The organism is Sphingobacterium sp. UBA6320 (genome assembly GCF_002440335.1).
GTDB lineage: Bacteria > Bacteroidota > Bacteroidia > Sphingobacteriales > Sphingobacteriaceae > Sphingobacterium.
In genome coordinates, this window is the sequence record NZ_DJTA01000029.1 from 1 (window position 1) to 16964 (window position 16964).

Consider the following 16964-nt stretch of genomic DNA (forward strand, 5'->3'; position numbering starts at 1 on the left):
AACTTTTTGGGGGCACTGCATCAATGAAACAGCCTTTTTTTATTAGTCTTTTAATTTATGTTCTTCGGCATACTCTTTTCGGATTTTCGAATGTTTCTTGCTATATACAAAATAGATAATGACACCAATTAGCATCCAAATACCTAAGCGTTCCCAAGACTCAATCGGTAAAGAAGCCATCATCAGCACACAGACCAATATTCCCAATACTGGAATAAGTGGTACAAATGGAGTTTTAAATGGTCTTTCCAAATTAGGTTCTGTCTTACGCAATACTAAGATTCCTATACAAACTAAAGTAAAGGCAAATAAAGTACCTATACTAACCATATGACCTAGATCGGATACTGGAACAAATCCTGCAAATATACTGACGAAAACCATGAAGATTAAGTTTGTTTTCCATGGGGTTTGTCTTTTGGATAAATCTGAAAATATTTTAGGTAATAAACCATCTTTACTCATGGAGTAAAATACACGGCTTTGTCCTAGCAACATAACTAAGATTACCGAAGTGTAACCTGCAATAATCGTTACGATCAGTGCTGTGTTTAGAAAGGTATATCCTGTTTTAGCAAAAGCTGTAGCAACTGGTTTTGCATCACCTTTAAATTCCGTATAAGGTGCTAAACCTGTCAATACATAAGAAAATAATACATAAAGTAAAGTACAGATAATTAATGATCCGATGATGCCTATCGGCATGCCTTTTTTAGGGTTTTTTGCTTCTTGTGCAGCAGTACTTACGGCATCAAAACCAATAAAAGCAAAAAAGACAACGCCTGCCGCTCTTAGAATTCCACTGAAACCAAAATGCCCAAAGTCATCGCTTCCGAGAAAACTCCAAAAGCCCAATTGACCACTTTTTACCAGTTCTTCACCATGGTTGACAGGAATGAATGGCGTGTGATTTGCTGGGTCTATGAATCCCCATCCTAATACGATGAAAATTAAAACTACAGCTACTTTTAATACAACTAAGATATTGTTTACAAATGAAGATTCTTCTGTACCGCGCATGAGCAGTAACGACAGCAAACAAACAATAATGATAGCAGGAACATTCACAATACCACCTTCCCAAGGTCCATGTAAAAATTGTGTTGGAATTTCAACCCCTAATGTGAGTAAGAGCTGATTGAAGTACTGCGACCAGCTTACTGAGACTGTCGCTGCGGCAAGTGCATATTCCAATACAAGATCCCATCCGATGATCCAAGCCATAAATTCGCCCATTGTTGCATATGAATAGGTATATGCCGATCCAGCAACCGGGATCATAGAGGCAAATTCGGCGTAGCATAATCCTGCAAAACCACAGCCCACAGCTGCGATAATAAAGGAAAGCACGACAGCAGGACCAGCATGATCTGCCGCTGCTATACCTGTTAGTGAGAATAATCCGGCACCAATGATTGCACCTACACCCAAAGCAATAAGACCAGAACTGGATAGTGTACGTTTTAATGTTCCCTGACCGTTAAGTTCTGCTTCTGCAATTAACTTGCTAATCGATTTTTTAAAAAGCATATATTTATTTTATAATTGAGTTGTTTTTTAAACTAATATTGATTGTCTTTTCAAAGTCAAATATAGTTTAATAAATGAAAAAAAGGGAAGTTTTTTTTATTCTCTATATTGATATTGTGATAATTAATGTTTAATACGCTTTCGTAAATTATTTTGCAAACTTGGACTTTTTAGATGTACAAATGGTAAAATTTTTATATTGGACCAAGAGATGTATATTTTAACGTTTACATATGGTGGATAAATTCCTCCACTATGCGGAATGATGGGCTGGTCAATGAACAAAATGTATTTGTTGAGATTGAAACTTATTTATTTGAGTTGGACATAAAAAGTTCATAAATAACAAAAAGCTTTTAACTGGATATGGATATTCCAGTTAAAAGCTTTTGCATTAAGGGTAAAACCAAAGAATTAATTTGGTTTGTTGGTATTGAATTTCTTGTAGGAATCCATCACATAAATTTTGATATCCTCTGCTGAGGCTTGCTCAATGAATTTATAGCTAGGTCTGTATTGCTCTTTAAAAAGAGCTAATTCAGGATCTCTAAGCGGAGTTAGAGACTGGATTAAATCTGTTGTGAATTTGCGATCAATAACTCTTTTATGCTGTTCTTCAACTAAGAGTTTATAGTTTTGACGTGCCTTCTTTGCATCTTTGCCAAATATGCGGGAAGGGGAAAGACGGATTCCTCCACGTTCTTGCCCTACATCCGAATATTTACCAGCGAGTTTTGTTGTCGCTATTTCTGCTTTAAGACGACTATCGGTCATACGTTCAATATATACTTCATTCAGTTCGATCGCATTGTTTAGTCGATTGAGATAAATTCTTTTAACACCATAATCATATACAAAGACTGTATCTTTTTCATAACCAGTTGCTTCAATCGCTAAGTAGTCATTCAATTGAACATCAATCGCAAAATTACCTTCTTGATCTGTCTCTACCGTTGTATTGGTACGTAGATTTTTAATTGAAACTCCACCTATTCTTTGACTGCTTGTGAGTTCCAGCGTAATCCCTTTTACCTTTTCTTGTGCTCGCACTTCAGTAAAAAGACTACTAACACCTAGCATGGTAAATAGGCTTAAACTATGTATAATTGTTATATTCATTTTCAGTGTTTTATTATCAAAAATACATAATTATAAGGAGTAATGTGCTTAAAACGATTTTTTTTAAATAAAAATCTCCTAATTAAATGTATAGAAGATTTTTATTCTTTTATTTAGCTGTCCAGATATTGTTTTCGGGAACATGATCTGGAAAAACATGATCTGGATCCAGTTGGACAGATGTTAAAGGCTCTCGCGAATCAAGCTTGAAATCGAAAGATTTATTTCTTTCCCAAATTTCTACAGGTAATTTTTTGCGGATTTTCTTCCCAGATGCTGTTGTCGCTTCTACTACGACAGGCATTGGTAGTTTTTCTAGATTTTGAATAGTGATGACAGCACCTAGCTTAGGGTCATTTTTAATATACGATACCTGGGTAATGGCTTGATCGACACGCCAATTGTTTAGAAACCATCCGCGCCAAAACCAGTTTAAATTTTCACCTGTACCATTTTCTATGGAGCGGAAAAAATCTTCTGGAGTTGGATGTTTATATGCCCAATCTGAAATGTATTTTTTAAAAGCGAAATCAAAACGCTCTTTGCCGATGATCTCGTTGCGCAGTAATTTTAATCCATAAGCTGGTTTGTAATAAAGTAAAACACCAATATTACGTTCGTCCATGCTTTGTGGTGTATTCATAATCGCTTCCAATCGCGGATCGGTAAATCGAACTGCTTGGCTGTTTGGATCACCCACTTGTTTGAAATATTCGCCATTATTAAAACTTTCTGTTGCGATTTCATTTATGAATGAATTGAAGCCTTCATCCATCCATCCAAACTCTCTTTCATTGCTGGACACAATCATCGGGAACCAATTATGCCCAAATTCATGATTTGTGACGCCCCATAGAGATCCAGCTTTGGCTCTATTACCACAAAAGGATAACGCTGGATATTCCATTCCTCCGACGTTTGATGCTACATTGACCGCTACAGGGTAGGGGTATTCAAACCATTTATTGGAATAATGTTCAATTGCTGCTTTTGTATATTCGGACGATCTTTCCCAGGCATTGTTGCCGTTACTTTCTTCTGGATATGCGGATATAGCAAGTGATTTTTTTCCACTAGCTAAATTAATTTTTACAGCATCTAGTATAAATGATGTAGAAGATGCCCATGCAATATCTTGGGCATTATATAGACTGTACTTCCACGTTAAACTTTTTTTGTTTGGTCTTGAGTTTGCTTGAGCGACTTCTTGTGCAGAACGGATCACGATTGTTTGGTCACTATTTTTCGCGTTTTCGTATCGTTTTAACTGTTCTGACGTAAATACTTCTTGAGGATTGAGTAATTCGCCTCCGAGTACAACGATGTGATTTGCTGGCGCTGTGATTTCGACTTGGTAATTACCAAATTCGCGATAAAATTCTCCTGGTCCGGTATACGGTAGGGTATTCCAACCTCTGATATTGTCATATACACACAATCGTGGAAACCATTGTGCAATAGCAAAAATATTGCCTTTTGCTGTTTTTAATATCCCCGTACGATCGGCACCATATTCTGGAATGGTGTAGGAATACAGTATTTTAAAACCTGCTTTTCCGCCTTTAGCAGCTATTGCTTTTGGAAGTCGAATTTGCATGCGGGTATCTGTAATGATATAATCCACGGGATTACCTGCTTGATCAGTAACTGATGCTACAGTATATCCTCCATCAAAGTTGGTGTTGGCATCGCCGTACCTGCTTTTTGTCAATGGTGTAATAGCAGTCCCTCGACCTTCTTTGGAGAACATATTTTGGTCCAATTGCAGCCAGACATAGTCTAATTGATCGGGACTATTGTTGGTGTAGTTTATTTCGACTTTTCCTGCAATTGTATTTTTTTGATCATCTAATGTTGCCGAGATTTTATAGTCGGCATTATTCTGCCAATAGGCCGGACCTGGTTTTCCACTTGCAGAGCGAAATTCATCACCATTATTCTTGAAAAATAATGGGGCAAATGTTTCCGTATAATTGTAATTATTCTTTTGCTGAGCAACACTTAGACTTGATAAGGATAAGGACAGAATACTTATGGACAATAGGGATAATCTTTTCATACTAAATTGTAGGACTTGTTCTGCCTAAATATAGTATGAAAAGATGTATTGTTAAATTTTTTCGGTCAAATACTGTAATTGTAACGATTATTTTAGAAAGGAACTGTACTCCTTTTCATCGAATCCAACGACAAGTTGTTTACCACCTTCTATTAATGGACGTTTGATCATACTTGTATTTTTTACTAATATCTGATTTGCTGATTTCGCATCTGTAACAGCTGCTTGATCCTCAGTAGTTAATTTTCTCCAAGTTGTTCCTTTTTTATTGACTAAGATTTCCCAACTGATTTCCTTCTCCCATTCCCTTAATTTCTCTTCCGAAATTCCTTCCTTTTTATAATCGTGAAAAGTGTAATTAAGTTTGTTTTCTTCTAACCAATTAAGTGCTTTCTTTACTGTGCTGCAGTTCTTGATGCCGTATACGTGTAACATATTTTACTCTATTTTAACCAAACTTATTGAATTGGATTATATATACAAAATAATTGGGGGCAATAGTGCAATAATAATTACTTCTGATGATACTATGTGAAATGTCTAATAACTGATATAAACAGTATTTAATATTCATTATACCTATATGTTGCTGAAATGAAGATCAATCATAAGTGTTAGTGTAATATGTACACTTTATAAATTATGTAGAACAATATTTTTTTTTTAACTTAGTCCATAAATAACAAAAGCAAATTATAATATGAGCCTAAAAGATTTTAAAGGTGTATTGACGGGAGATCAAGTACAAGAATTGTTCGAATTAGCAAAAACGCATAAATTCGCATTACCTGCAGTTAATGTAACAGGCACTAACTCGATCAATGCTGTAATGGAAACTGCTAAGGCGGTTAACTCACCTGTAATTATTCAGTTGTCGAATGGTGGAGCACAATTTTACGCTGGTAAAACATTAAATAATGATGGTTTAAAAGCATGTATTCTAGGTGCTGTAGCTGCTGCGCAACACGTTCATCTATTGGCAGAGCACTATGGTGTTGCAGTAATTTTGCATACTGACCACGCTGCTAAAAAATTATTACCTTGGATCGACGGTCTATTAGATGCTGGAGAGAAATTTTTTGCGCAACATGGCAAACCATTATTCTCTTCCCATATGTTAGATTTATCTGAAGAGCCTATCGAAGAAAACATCGAAATCTCTGCAAAATACTTAGCACGCATGAAACCACTTGGTATGACTGTAGAAATTGAACTGGGCGTTACAGGTGGTGAAGAAGATGGTGTTGACAACTCAGATGTTGATAGCTCAAAATTATATACGCAACCTGAAGAGGTGGCTTATGCTTACGAAGAATTATCTAAAGTTTCTGATAAATTTACTGTAGCAGCTGCCTTTGGCAATGTACACGGTGTGTATAAACCAGGAAATGTAAAATTACAACCTGTTATTTTACATAATTCACAAGAATATATTCGTGAGAAATTCAATTTAACAGCTGAAAAACCTGTTAATTTTGTTTTCCATGGTGGATCGGGCTCTTCTCCTGAAGAGATTGAAGAAGCAATTTCTTACGGTGCTATCAAAATGAATATCGATACAGATATGCAATGGGCTATGTGGGATGGTGTTCGTGAATACGAAGCTAAAAACCATGATTACTTGCAAGGTCAAATCGGCAATCCTGAAGGTGCTGATTCACCAAATAAGAAATACTATGATCCTCGCGTATGGTTACGTAAAGGTGAAGAGGCTTTCGTAACTCGTTTGAAACAAGCTTTTCAAGAGTTAAATGCGATCGATATCAATAACAAATTGTAATATCGTATACGACTGCTAAAAGCAGTTATTAAAGCGTATGAAGTGTATGTCACTTCATACGCTTTTTTTGTTAACGCTTTGTTTTTATTATTTTTGTTAAAATGTGCTAAATAGTAAGTTAAATTCACAAATGGTGCATATTTTGTATAATGATTATACAAATAGAATATATGGTTATGAAAAAATTAGGATTAGGTGCTATTTTATGTTTTATTGCCCAATTGGGTATTGCTCAGATAAAGCAAAATGTGGGAACGTTTAACTCCGTTGATGTTACGGATAAAATTCAGGTCGAATTAATAAAGGGTACTTCCAATGAGGTCGTGACCGAAGGAACTAATTCTGAAAATATTCAAGTGATCAACAAGAACGGTGCATTGCGTATCAAGATGAATACGCTAAACGCATTACAGGGAAATAATATCAATGTCAAGGTCTATTTTCAATCGTTGAAAAGCTTATCTGCAAAAAAAGGCGCTAAGATTATCAATAGACAGAACAGTCAGATTTCTGCTGATCAATTAAGCGTATCTGCTGCCGAAGGAGGTCTGATCGTTGTCTATGTGGAGACTAAAAAGGTTGATGTCAAGTCAACTTCAGGTTCTACCGTATCTCTAATGGGAAAAAGTATCACACAGGATGTTATTTCTAATTTCGGAGGCAAGTATGAGGGAAAAGATTTAATTACTGATGTGACCAATGTGACTGTTAATGGGGGAGGAAACGCGGTAGTGTATGTTAAAGATTCGATAATCGCTAAAACTCGTGCTGGTGGTATCATCGATGTTTATGGTAAACCTCCACACACATCGGAAAAAAAATTAGCTGGTGGTACTATAAATTACAAATAGGCTGCCGGACAGACCTAAAAAAAGCACTTCGTCTCAGAAGTGCTTTTTTTAGGTCTGTAATATTAGTCTTTTTGATAGTTGATTATTTTATTTTTTGAAATTCCTAATCCTTCTATTCCATACTCGATTTCGTCTCCTTCTACTAAAAATCGTTGTGGTACATGACCTATACCTGTGCCTGATGGTGAACCGGTTGAAATAATATCTCCTGGAAATAAGCCAAAGAAGTCGGATATATAGGAAATCAATTCTTTGACAGGAGTGATGAAATCTTTTGTATTTCCTTCTTGCATGAGTGTACCGTTAAGTTTTAACCAAATGCGTAAATTTCCATCATCTTTGATTTCATCTTTAGTTACAAAATAAGGCCCTAGAGGTGCAAAGGTATTGTATCCTTTTCCTTTGTCCCAAGTGCCACCTCGATGTTTCATAAAATGACGCTCGGTTACATCATTCATCATCACATATCCAGCGATATAATCGGTTGATTCTGTTACTGGTACATGGGTGCCTTTTTTGCCAATTACTACAGCGAGTTCAGTTTCCCAGTCGGTATGGAAAGAATTTTTAGGGATCATAATGTCATCAAACGGCCCGTTTAATGCCGAGATAGCTTTTAAAAATAAAATAGGCTCTTGCTCTTGTACCAGTCCTGTTTCTGCTGCATGATCAGAGTAGTTGAGACCTACACATACGATTTTATTTGGATTGGCAATTGGAGTTCCGATGCGACTATCGGATGGTATTGCTTTAAGATTTGTTTGATTTTTTGAAATAAACGCTTCTAATCGTTCAATTCCTCCTGTGGCAAGAAAATTATTGTCATAATCTTCACCAAAATCAGAGGTATCATAGTGGATATTGTTGATTAAAATTCCTGTTTTTTCTTCATTTAATTTTCCGTATCGAAATAGCTTCATAGCATCTAAATAGTTATTCGGCAAATGTACCCGTATATTCCTATTTTTTCGTTTTGCTATTGTCAAAATGTCGTGATCGTATAAAGCTTGATTGTATCATTGCTTTTACTTCCTGGTATTTTCTTTCGTTTTTAAATTTATTTATAAAAAAAGGTTCCTTTTTTTTAGGAACCTCCATTTTATAAATTACTTTCTTTCTTTTTCTTTTTACGAATTTCGGGCTTAGCCGCTTTTTTCAATTCATATTGCTTTTCAAGATATATGATTATTTCACCTGCTATATCTTTTTTTGTTGCTTTTTCTATGCCCTCTAATCCTGGAGATGAATTTACTTCCAGCACTAATGGGCCTCTGTCTGAAGGCATCATATCAACACCACATACTGTTAAACCCATAGAGGCCGCAGCAGCAATAGCCGTCTCCCGCTCGCTCTTCGTCAGCCTGATAATCTCAGCGGTTCCTCCGCGGTGGATGTTTGATCTGAATTCGCCTTCTTTGGCTGTTCTTTTCATTGCACCGACTACTTTTCCTCCGACTACAAAAGCACGAATATCTGTTCCCTTTGCTTCCTTGATATACTCTTGGATTAATATATTATTTCCCAAGCCGTAAAAAGCTTCGATAACAGAGGATGCAGCTTTTTTAGTCTCTGCTAATACGACTCCAATTCCCTGTGTTCCTTCTAAGAGTTTGATCACCAATGGTGCACCACCAACCATACTGATAAGATCGTCCACATCGGAAGTTGTGCGAGCAAATCCAGTAATGGGAAGTCCTATTCCTGCTCCGGAGAGGATCTGCATACAGCGAAGCTTGTCTCTTGAGCGGGTAATGGCTTGACTTGGATTGGCAGATATAACACCCATAACTTCAAATTGTCTTACAATGGCCGAACCATAGAAAGTTACTGAAGCCCCAATACGGGGGATGATCGCATCAATATCTGAAATATCTTGACCTTTATAATGGATGCTGGGTTTGCCTTGTTGAATTCCTACATAGCATTTGCTATGATCGATGACAACGCATTCATGTCCACGTTTTTCTGCGGCTTCTACTAATCGACGTGTCGAGTATAAGCTTTTAACTGTTGATAATACAGCGATTTTCACTTTGCTATGATTAGAATTATTTAATTGTAATGTTGGTAAATTAACAAATATGTATGAACATTAGTTTTATCCAACGGCTTTTTGAGATAAGTTAGACCTTGAGACGTCCACGATAAATTTTTTAGACAGGAAACTTTTTCCTAATAACATGGGATATCGCATGGACGAGCGGTTTCTAAAAGATAACTTGATTTCGAATGATTGATTGTACAATCTTGCTTTCGTAAGAATATAATAACGTTTTTCTTTTTGACCGAATGAACTTTTGACGATTTTTTCTCTATAAACAGGAAACTTAAATATGCGAAGTTCTCCTGTTTTAAAATTAACGATTATTTGGCAAATAATCCACTTATGATTATCAATTATTTTAACCTCATATGATTCACAATGTAAAACAGAGGAGCCTGCTCCAGTATCCACTTTAGCCTCAATGTTAAAAATACCAAGTTCTGGTAAATCTAATGATTCTTTCCATCCCACAATTAGTTTATCTTTCATGGCTATAGGGTACGATGAGGCTTGTGATTAATCAAGCCTCATGCTATTTTATTATTCGTAAACAAATTCGCCGTAAGGAGATTTTACTGTTACCTGTTTTGTAGCAGATGCTTCTACGCGACCAATAATTTGAGCTGGAATACCAAAAGATTCAGATATTGAAATAATTGCAGATGCGATTTCTTCAGGTACATATAGTTCCATACGATGTCCCATATTGAATACTTTATACATTTCTTTCCAATCGGTGTTTGATTCTTTTTGAATTAGTTCAAAAAGGGGAGGAATCGGGAATAAGTTGTCTTTGATGACATGAACTTCATCAACAAAATGCAAAACTTTTGTTTGTGCACCACCTGAACAATGTACCATACCATCAATCTGTGAGCGATACTGATCTAAAATCTGTTTGATGACTGGAGCGTAGGTGCGAGTTGGTGAAAGTACCAATTTACCTGCAGTAATTTTTTCTCCTGTCTCCACAGTGATGGTGTCAGTTAAATTTTGACTACCTGCAAATACTAGTTCATAAGGAACAGCGGGATCAAAGCTTTCGGCATATTTTTCTGCAATACTTTTATTAAAAACATCATGGCGCGCTGAGGTCAATCCGTTTGAACCCATACCACCATTATATTCTTTTTCGTAAGTAGCCGTACCTGATGATGACAAGCCAACGATTACATTACCTGCTTTTATCTTATGATTTGAAATAATGTCCTCACGTTTCATGCGGCATGTCACGGTACTATCTACGATAATGGTACGTACCAGATCACCTACATCTGCAGTTTCGCCACCGGTTGAATAGATTCCGATGCCCATTTCACGCAATTCAGCTAGAATTTCTTCAGTACCATTGATAATTTCAGCAAGTACTTCTCCCGGAATGACATTTTTATTACGACCAATGGTTGATGATAGTAGGATATTATCAGTAGCACCTACACAAAGTAAATCATCTAAATTCATGATAATCGCATCTTGAGCTATTCCTCGCCATACCGATAGATCACCTGTTTCTTTCCAGTAAACATAGGCCAAGGAAGATTTTGTGCCTGCGCCATCAGCGTGCATAATATTACACCACTGCTCATCACCTCCTAGAATATCAGGGATGATTTTACAAAAAGCTTTTGGATACAATCCTTTATCGATGTTCTTAATAGCATTGTGTACATCCTCTTTACCTGCGGATACACCTCTTTGGTTATATTTTAAATCTGACATGTTGCTGCAAAAATAAGGATTCAATATGAATTTTAAGATTTTATTGTAGGAAATATTTGTTAATCTTTTTTTAATAAAAGTGACCATTCCTGAAGTAATTTTTCCAAAGAGTATCGCGCATTTGCGGGACTGGTACTAGGTAGTGTATAATATTGATAGTGTTCGCTCTTTGTAAAATGCTTTTCATATACATGATGGGCTTTTTGTCCATTGAAAATGATCGTCTCTAATCGCGGGTGCTGTGAAATGAAATGCGGAAGATCATTCGGTATCTCTTCTACAATATCAAGATCCATACTTCCCTTTCTTTTGGCTCGGGCACATACATCCCACAGTCCAATCTGATTTTCTAATAGCAAGTCGAGCTTTTGAGGATAAGAAAGCGGAGCAGTCTTGTTGAAAATGTGCTGCATTAATTTCCAAAACCGATTTTGAGGATGGGCATAATATTGTTGCTCATGAATCGATTTATCTCCAGGCAATGAACCTAATATTAAGATCTGAATTTCTTTATGCTCAATGGGTAAAAAAGATTGTTTAAACATGGGGTATATATGCAATAATAACGAAGATAAAAATTACTTTTTGATATTAAATATTTTTTTTGGAAATGACATCTTTATGGTATATATTTGATATCAAAATAATATCAAATATTAAATTATGGAAAAATTAATTAAACCCTTGTCTGGCTATTTAGCGCTATTAATGGCTATTATTCTTTTTGTATTGGGTATTGTCTGCTTCTTTCAAGCGAATGATTCTGGATGGTATGTAGTGGTGGGGATTTTATGTATTTTAACTGCTTTATTCTTATTAAAGGGTTTAATGATTATTAATCCAAACCATTCCCGTGTTTTGAATTTTTTTGGACGTTACGTGGGTACAGTAAAAGAAAATGGATTATTTTTTGTCAATCCTTTATATTCGACCTTAAATGTTAGTTTACGATCGGATAACTTGCAAGGTCAGACGTTAAAGGTCAATGATAAGATGGGAAATCCTATTGAGATCGGTGCAGTTATTGTTTGGCAGGTAGGGGATACCTACAAAGCAACTTATGATGTCACGAATTACACTTCTTATGTCCGTACGCAAAGTGAGGCAGCGGTGAGGCATCTGGCAGGGAGTTTTCCGTATGATAATTTAGAAATCTATCCCAACAATCAAGCTACAATCACGTTGCGTGAGGGTGGTGATACCGTAAATCATATATTGGAAAAAGAGCTGTTAGACCGATTGGCTCCTGCTGGTATTATCATCAAAGAGGCGCGTATCAGTCATTTGGCTTATGCATCGGAGATTGCTGGGGCGATGTTACAGCGACAACAAGCTACGGCAATTGTTGCTGCACGTGCCAAAATTGTTGAAGGTGCAGTAGGAATGGTGGAGATGGCTTTACAAAGGTTGTCCGAAAAGGATATTGTAGAATTGGATAATGACAAAAAAGCAGCTATGGTGAGCAATCTTATGGTCGTACTGTGTGGTGAAAAGGCAGCCTCTCCAGTATTGAACACAGGGACTTTGTATCAATAGTATAAGTAAGTTAAAAAGTATGGCGGAAAAAAAGAATTTCATGCTCCGGATAGAGAGTGATGTATATAAAGCATTGGAAAAATGGTCTGCCGACGAATTTAGGAGCGTGAATGGGCAAATTGAATATTTATTGCACAAGGCTTTGAAACAGGAGAAGCGCTTGGAGGATAAAAAAAAGAAGACCGATGTCAATAAGTCGATAGAATGAAGATTTTTTAGAATAATTTTTAATCCGGAGTAAGAGTAGTAAATTGATTCTGTTGCAGAGATACAATTGGGCTAGCGTGAAAATAAAGATTTTATTAAATCTTTTTCACGCTAGCTTTTTTTGTATTGGAATAACATAATAAATTCTAAATTTGAAGGATTTTTAGGTAGTAAGATAATGGATATGAATAGTAATATTAGATTGCTTGTTATCAGTACGAGCACCATTCACGGAAGTTCTTTTTTGACTTATATAAAAGACGATTTGGTTGATTTTATTCAAACTGATGAATTGATTTTTGTACCCTACGCAAGACCTTCTGGTATTTCTTATGATGAATACACGGCAAATGTGCAGACAGCTCTGGCAGATAAAGGTATTCGTGTGAGCGGTTTACACACTTATTCGGATCAAAAAGAGGCGATTGGGCAGGCAAAGGCGATTTTTATCGGTGGGGGAAATACTTTTCTTTTGTTGAAGACCTTGTATGAATTAGACCTTGTCAATGATTTGAAGGCAGCAGTCGCCGCAGGATTGCGATATGTTGGTACCTCTGCAGGATCTAATTTAACTGGATTGACAATCGGAACAACTAACGATATGCCCATTGTATATCCGCCTAGTTTTGATGCCTTGCAATTTTTACCTTTCAATCTTAATCCTCATTATCTTGATCCGGATCCCAATTCTACCCATAAAGGTGAAACAAGAGAAACCCGAATACGCGAGTTTCATCAATTTAATACTCAAGCTGTTTTAGGCTTGAGAGAGGGGAGCTGGCTCCATGTTGAAAATGCTCAAATTGAACTTAAGGGTACTTTATCCGCCAGATTGTTTCAACAAGGGAAGGAACCGATTGAGCTCCAGCCTGGCAACCTTCAATTTTGAATATTTCTATCATGATATTTTTCGTTTAGTTTTCAACATCTCGCGGAGACAAAAAAGTAACTATGTATGGGTAAAAAAATAAAAATACATCCCGCAGATCTTGCCGAGGCTCTAAGTACATTGGATCAAGAGGCCCTGTATCAACAATTCAATCAATATGATTTTGAATTAAGACTCGAAATTTTTTCTTTTTTAGAGAAGGATGTTCAATATAGATTGGCGCGATCTCTATCGGAGTCGCAATTATCGGAATTGCTTAATAATCTGAAACCGGATATTAGGAATCAGTTGTTTTCTGAATTACCCGATGATCTGATTAAGTATTTAATCAATCTATTGAATGAACGTGAGAAGCAGTTGGCGCTAAAGTTGATTGGTTATGCCGAAAACAGTATTGCCCGTTTGATGACGCCCATGTACGTACAAGTACGACCTTATTTTACAGTTGAACATGTATTTAAACATATTAAGTTATTTGGTAAGAAAGCTGAAACCTTAAATTTTATTTATGTGGTCGATGAAAATAATGTATTGATTGATGATTTGAAAATTGGCGAACTGCTATTAGCTGATGCGGATACTAAGATTTCAGAATTGATCGATTATAATTTCGTCTCCATAAAAGCGGTGACTCCCATGGAGGAAGCCTTTGAGATTTTTAAAAAATATGATCGCAGTGCACTGCCTATAACGACAGAAAATGGTGTTTTGGTTGGAATTGTCACCTTTGATGATGTGCTGGATCAGATTGAAGATCGAGACACGGAGGATATCCATCGTTTTGGTGGTATGGATGAACTTGACGTTGCCTATACAAAAACCCCTTTGTTAAAGTTAATTCAAAAACGAGCAGGTTGGTTGATTATTCTATTTTTAAGTGAAATGCTTACTGCTTCGGCGATGGCTTATTTTGACGGAGAAATTGAAAAAGCGGTCGTGCTTGCTTTGTTTGTGCCACTGATTATTTCGAGTGGTGGTAATTCAGGGTCGCAGGCGGCTTCCTTAATTATTCGTGCTATGGCCTTGGGAGAGATCAAATTGAAGGATTGGTGGTATGTGATGAAAAGAGAGATTTCCTCTGGACTGATTTTAGGGGGTATACTTGGTCTTATTGGATTTTTGAGAATCTTATTATGGCAAGAATTAGGGATTTATGACTATGGTATCTATTGGGTATATATTGCTTTAAGTGTTTCCTTATCTTTGCTATTTGTTGTTCTTTGGGGTACTTTATCGGGATCTGTTATTCCATTTGTCTTACGAAGATTTGGCTTGGATCCAGCGACTGCTTCTGCACCATTTGTCGCGACTTTGGTTGATGTATCTGGATTGATTATTTACTTTACTGTTGCGGGATTATTTTTAGCTGGTAAATTATTATAACCTTTCTTAACAGAAAATTTTAAAACTGATTGTAATTTTTATTGTTATTTAAGTTGGAGAGCTATTGATTGCTCTTTGACTTAAATGATTTATTATGGCAAAGATTGTTGCAGATCAGTTAGTTGAAATGCTAGTTGAAGCAGGCGTAAAACGTGTATATGCGGTTACAGGAGATAGTCTAAATTTTTTTAATGAAGCAATCCGTAAAGATGGTCGGATCAAATGGATTCATGTCCGTCATGAGGAGGTTGGGGCTTATGCCGCTGCTGCCGAAGCGGAATTAGATGGAATTGCTTGTTGTGCGGGTAGTTGCGGTCCAGGACATGTGCATCTGATCAATGGTATGTACGATGCTCATCGTTCTCATGTTCCCCTCATTGTGATCGCATCGACGATAAACACGCCTGAAATGGGAATGGGCTATTTTCAGGAAACAAATACCATCAAGCTCTTTGATGACTGCAGTTGTTATAATCAATTAATCACTACTGCAGAGCAAGCACCAAGAATCATTCAAACAGCAATACAACATGCTATCGGACAAAAGGGTGTTGCTGTTATTGGTTTACCTGGCGATGTCTCGGAGATGAAAGCTGAAGAATCTATTGTTTCGACTCAATTGTTCCATGTAAACCCCGTCATTAGACCTTCGGATGATGAGCTGGATGTACTAGCAAAAGTTATTAATTCGAGTAAATGTGTAACTGTTTTTTGTGGTATAGGTGCTTCTGGTGCGCATGCTGAGGTGGTCCAATTGTCTCAAAAGATTTTGGCTCCCGTAGGATATTCTTTTAGGGGTAAAATGGGGATTCAACATGATAATCCCTATGAAATAGGAATGACTGGTCTGCTTGGGCAAGCTGCGGCATACCAAAGTATGCATGAGTCAGATTTGATTTTATTGCTAGGAACAGATTTTCCTTATGATAAGTTTATGCCTACTGATAATAAGATTATTCAGATTGATACAGCTGTCGAACGGTTAGGTCGACGCGCAAAATTGGAGATGGGCTTATGTGGTGATATCAAACATACTTTACAAGCCCTTCTACCTTTACTGGAACAAAAAGAAGATGCTAGTTTCCTGGAAGCTCAGCTTAAGATCTACGAAAAAGTAAAGGATAATATGCGCAGTTTTATGGAAGAGAAAGGGGGAGAAGATACCATTCAACCGGAGTATTTGGCTCATTGTATCAATGAATTAGCGACGGATAGTGCCATATTTACCGTAGATACCGGAATGACTTGTGTATGGGGAGCGCGTTTTATCACAGGGACTGGTAAGAGGCAGATGCTCGGTTCTTTTAATCATGGATCTATGGCCAATGCTATGCCAATGGCAATAGGGGCAGCTTTGTCTCATCCAGAGCGACAAGTAATTGCTTTATGTGGCGATGGTGGATTGTCGATGCTGCTTGGAGATTTGGCTACAATCAATCAGTATCAATTGCCGATAAAAATAATCGTCTTTAATAATAGGGCTTTGGGTATGGTAAAATTGGAGATGGAAGTTGCCGGTTTACCTGATAATGAAACTGATATGGTAAATCCAGATTTTGCAGCCATTGCACAGGCGATGGGCTTTAAAGGTATAAATGTTCGCAAGCCTGAAGAGGTTCGAAATGCAGTTGAATTTGCCCTGTCACATCCCGGACCTATTCTTCTTAATGTGTTTACCAATCCCAATGCATTGGCAATGCCCCCAAAAGTTGATTTTGATCAAATGGTAGGTATGGCCAAATCGATGTCTAAATTAATGCTGGGTGGAAAAATGCAGGAAGTAATTGATACCATAAAATCTAATTACAAACATCTTAAAGAGCTATAGCGCATATAATAGACAGTTC

At 36.8% G+C, this 16964-nt stretch carries 16 protein-coding genes; 7 read left to right on the forward strand and 9 right to left on the reverse strand.

The genetic code is table 11. The features are described 5' to 3' along the window. Window positions 1-42: 42 nt before the first annotated feature. From B3P23_RS18360 to B3P23_RS18375, 4 genes are all read right to left on the reverse strand, one after another. The gene (locus B3P23_RS18360) at window positions 43-1530 is read right to left on the reverse strand and encodes an amino acid permease (protein ID WP_248754226.1); all 1488 of its coding nucleotides are present in this window, start codon (window positions 1528-1530) and stop codon (window positions 43-45) included. Between the two features lie 414 nt (window positions 1531-1944). Further along, window positions 1945-2649, reverse strand: coding sequence for a hypothetical protein (locus tag B3P23_RS18365; RefSeq protein WP_293928639.1), 705 nt, complete (start codon window positions 2647-2649; stop codon window positions 1945-1947). A gap of 109 nt (window positions 2650-2758) precedes the next feature. Next, the gene (locus B3P23_RS18370) at window positions 2759-4708 is read right to left on the reverse strand and encodes a M1 family metallopeptidase (RefSeq protein ID WP_293928641.1); all 1950 of its coding nucleotides are present in this window, start codon (window positions 4706-4708) and stop codon (window positions 2759-2761) included. 87 nt (window positions 4709-4795) lie between these two features. Continuing rightward, on the reverse strand, window positions 4796-5143 hold the full coding sequence (locus B3P23_RS18375; protein WP_094773614.1) for an ArsC family reductase: 348 nt from the start codon (window positions 5141-5143) through the stop codon (window positions 4796-4798). A gap of 265 nt (window positions 5144-5408) precedes the next feature. On the opposite strand from B3P23_RS18375, the gene fbaA reads away from it, so the two are divergent. Further along, complete coding sequence (gene fbaA, locus B3P23_RS18380; RefSeq protein ID WP_094773615.1) at window positions 5409-6488, forward strand: class II fructose-bisphosphate aldolase; 1080 nt, start codon at window positions 5409-5411, stop codon at window positions 6486-6488. A 176-nt stretch (window positions 6489-6664) separates the two neighbouring features. Further along, window positions 6665-7339 (forward strand): head GIN domain-containing protein, encoded by a 675-nt coding sequence (locus B3P23_RS18385; protein WP_293928644.1) that lies wholly within the window; start codon window positions 6665-6667, stop codon window positions 7337-7339. Window positions 7340-7401: 62 nt separating this feature from the next. On the opposite strand, the gene B3P23_RS18390 is transcribed toward B3P23_RS18385, so the two are convergent. The 5 genes from B3P23_RS18390 to B3P23_RS18410 all read right to left on the reverse strand — a co-directional run bounded on the left by B3P23_RS18390 (window position 7402) and on the right by B3P23_RS18410 (window position 11647). Beyond that, window positions 7402-8259 (reverse strand): fumarylacetoacetate hydrolase family protein, encoded by an 858-nt coding sequence (locus tag B3P23_RS18390; protein ID WP_293928645.1) that lies wholly within the window; start codon window positions 8257-8259, stop codon window positions 7402-7404. Window positions 8260-8438: 179 nt separating this feature from the next. After that, window positions 8439-9371, reverse strand: a complete 933-nt coding sequence (gene rimK, locus B3P23_RS18395) for a 30S ribosomal protein S6--L-glutamate ligase (protein ID WP_045756123.1) — start codon at window positions 9369-9371, stop codon at window positions 8439-8441. A gap of 66 nt (window positions 9372-9437) precedes the next feature. Continuing rightward, window positions 9438-9872: an ATP-dependent zinc protease gene (locus B3P23_RS18400; RefSeq protein WP_045756124.1), complete on the reverse strand. Its 435-nt coding sequence runs from the start codon at window positions 9870-9872 to the stop codon at window positions 9438-9440. Between the two features lie 51 nt (window positions 9873-9923). Next, window positions 9924-11102 carry an AIR synthase related protein gene (locus B3P23_RS18405; RefSeq protein ID WP_293928646.1) on the reverse strand — a complete coding sequence of 393 codons (1179 nt, stop codon included), beginning with the start codon at window positions 11100-11102 and terminating at the stop codon, window positions 9924-9926. A gap of 59 nt (window positions 11103-11161) precedes the next feature. Continuing rightward, a complete protein-coding gene (locus B3P23_RS18410; protein WP_293928647.1) occupies window positions 11162-11647 on the reverse strand; it encodes a DNA-deoxyinosine glycosylase in 486 nt (161 codons plus the stop codon). Window positions 11648-11765: 118 nt separating this feature from the next. On the opposite strand from B3P23_RS18410, the gene B3P23_RS18415 reads away from it, so the two are divergent. The 5 genes from B3P23_RS18415 (at window position 11766) to B3P23_RS18435 (ending at window position 16945) form a co-directional block, all read left to right on the forward strand. Then, complete coding sequence (locus B3P23_RS18415; RefSeq protein ID WP_293928648.1) at window positions 11766-12638, forward strand: SPFH domain-containing protein; 873 nt, start codon at window positions 11766-11768, stop codon at window positions 12636-12638. Window positions 12639-12657: 19 nt separating this feature from the next. After that, window positions 12658-12846 (forward strand): Arc family DNA binding domain-containing protein, encoded by a 189-nt coding sequence (locus B3P23_RS18420; protein WP_108157420.1) that lies wholly within the window; start codon window positions 12658-12660, stop codon window positions 12844-12846. A 183-nt stretch (window positions 12847-13029) separates the two neighbouring features. Further along, on the forward strand, window positions 13030-13734 hold the full coding sequence (pepE, locus tag B3P23_RS18425; protein ID WP_293928649.1) for a dipeptidase PepE: 705 nt from the start codon (window positions 13030-13032) through the stop codon (window positions 13732-13734). Between the two features lie 66 nt (window positions 13735-13800). Further along, complete coding sequence (mgtE, locus tag B3P23_RS18430) at window positions 13801-15117, forward strand: magnesium transporter (RefSeq protein WP_248754219.1); 1317 nt, start codon at window positions 13801-13803, stop codon at window positions 15115-15117. Between the two features lie 94 nt (window positions 15118-15211). Next, entirely contained in the window at window positions 15212-16945 is a 1734-nt protein-coding gene (locus B3P23_RS18435) for a thiamine pyrophosphate-dependent enzyme (RefSeq protein WP_045752840.1), read from the forward strand. Window positions 16946-16964: the final 19 nt, after the last annotated feature.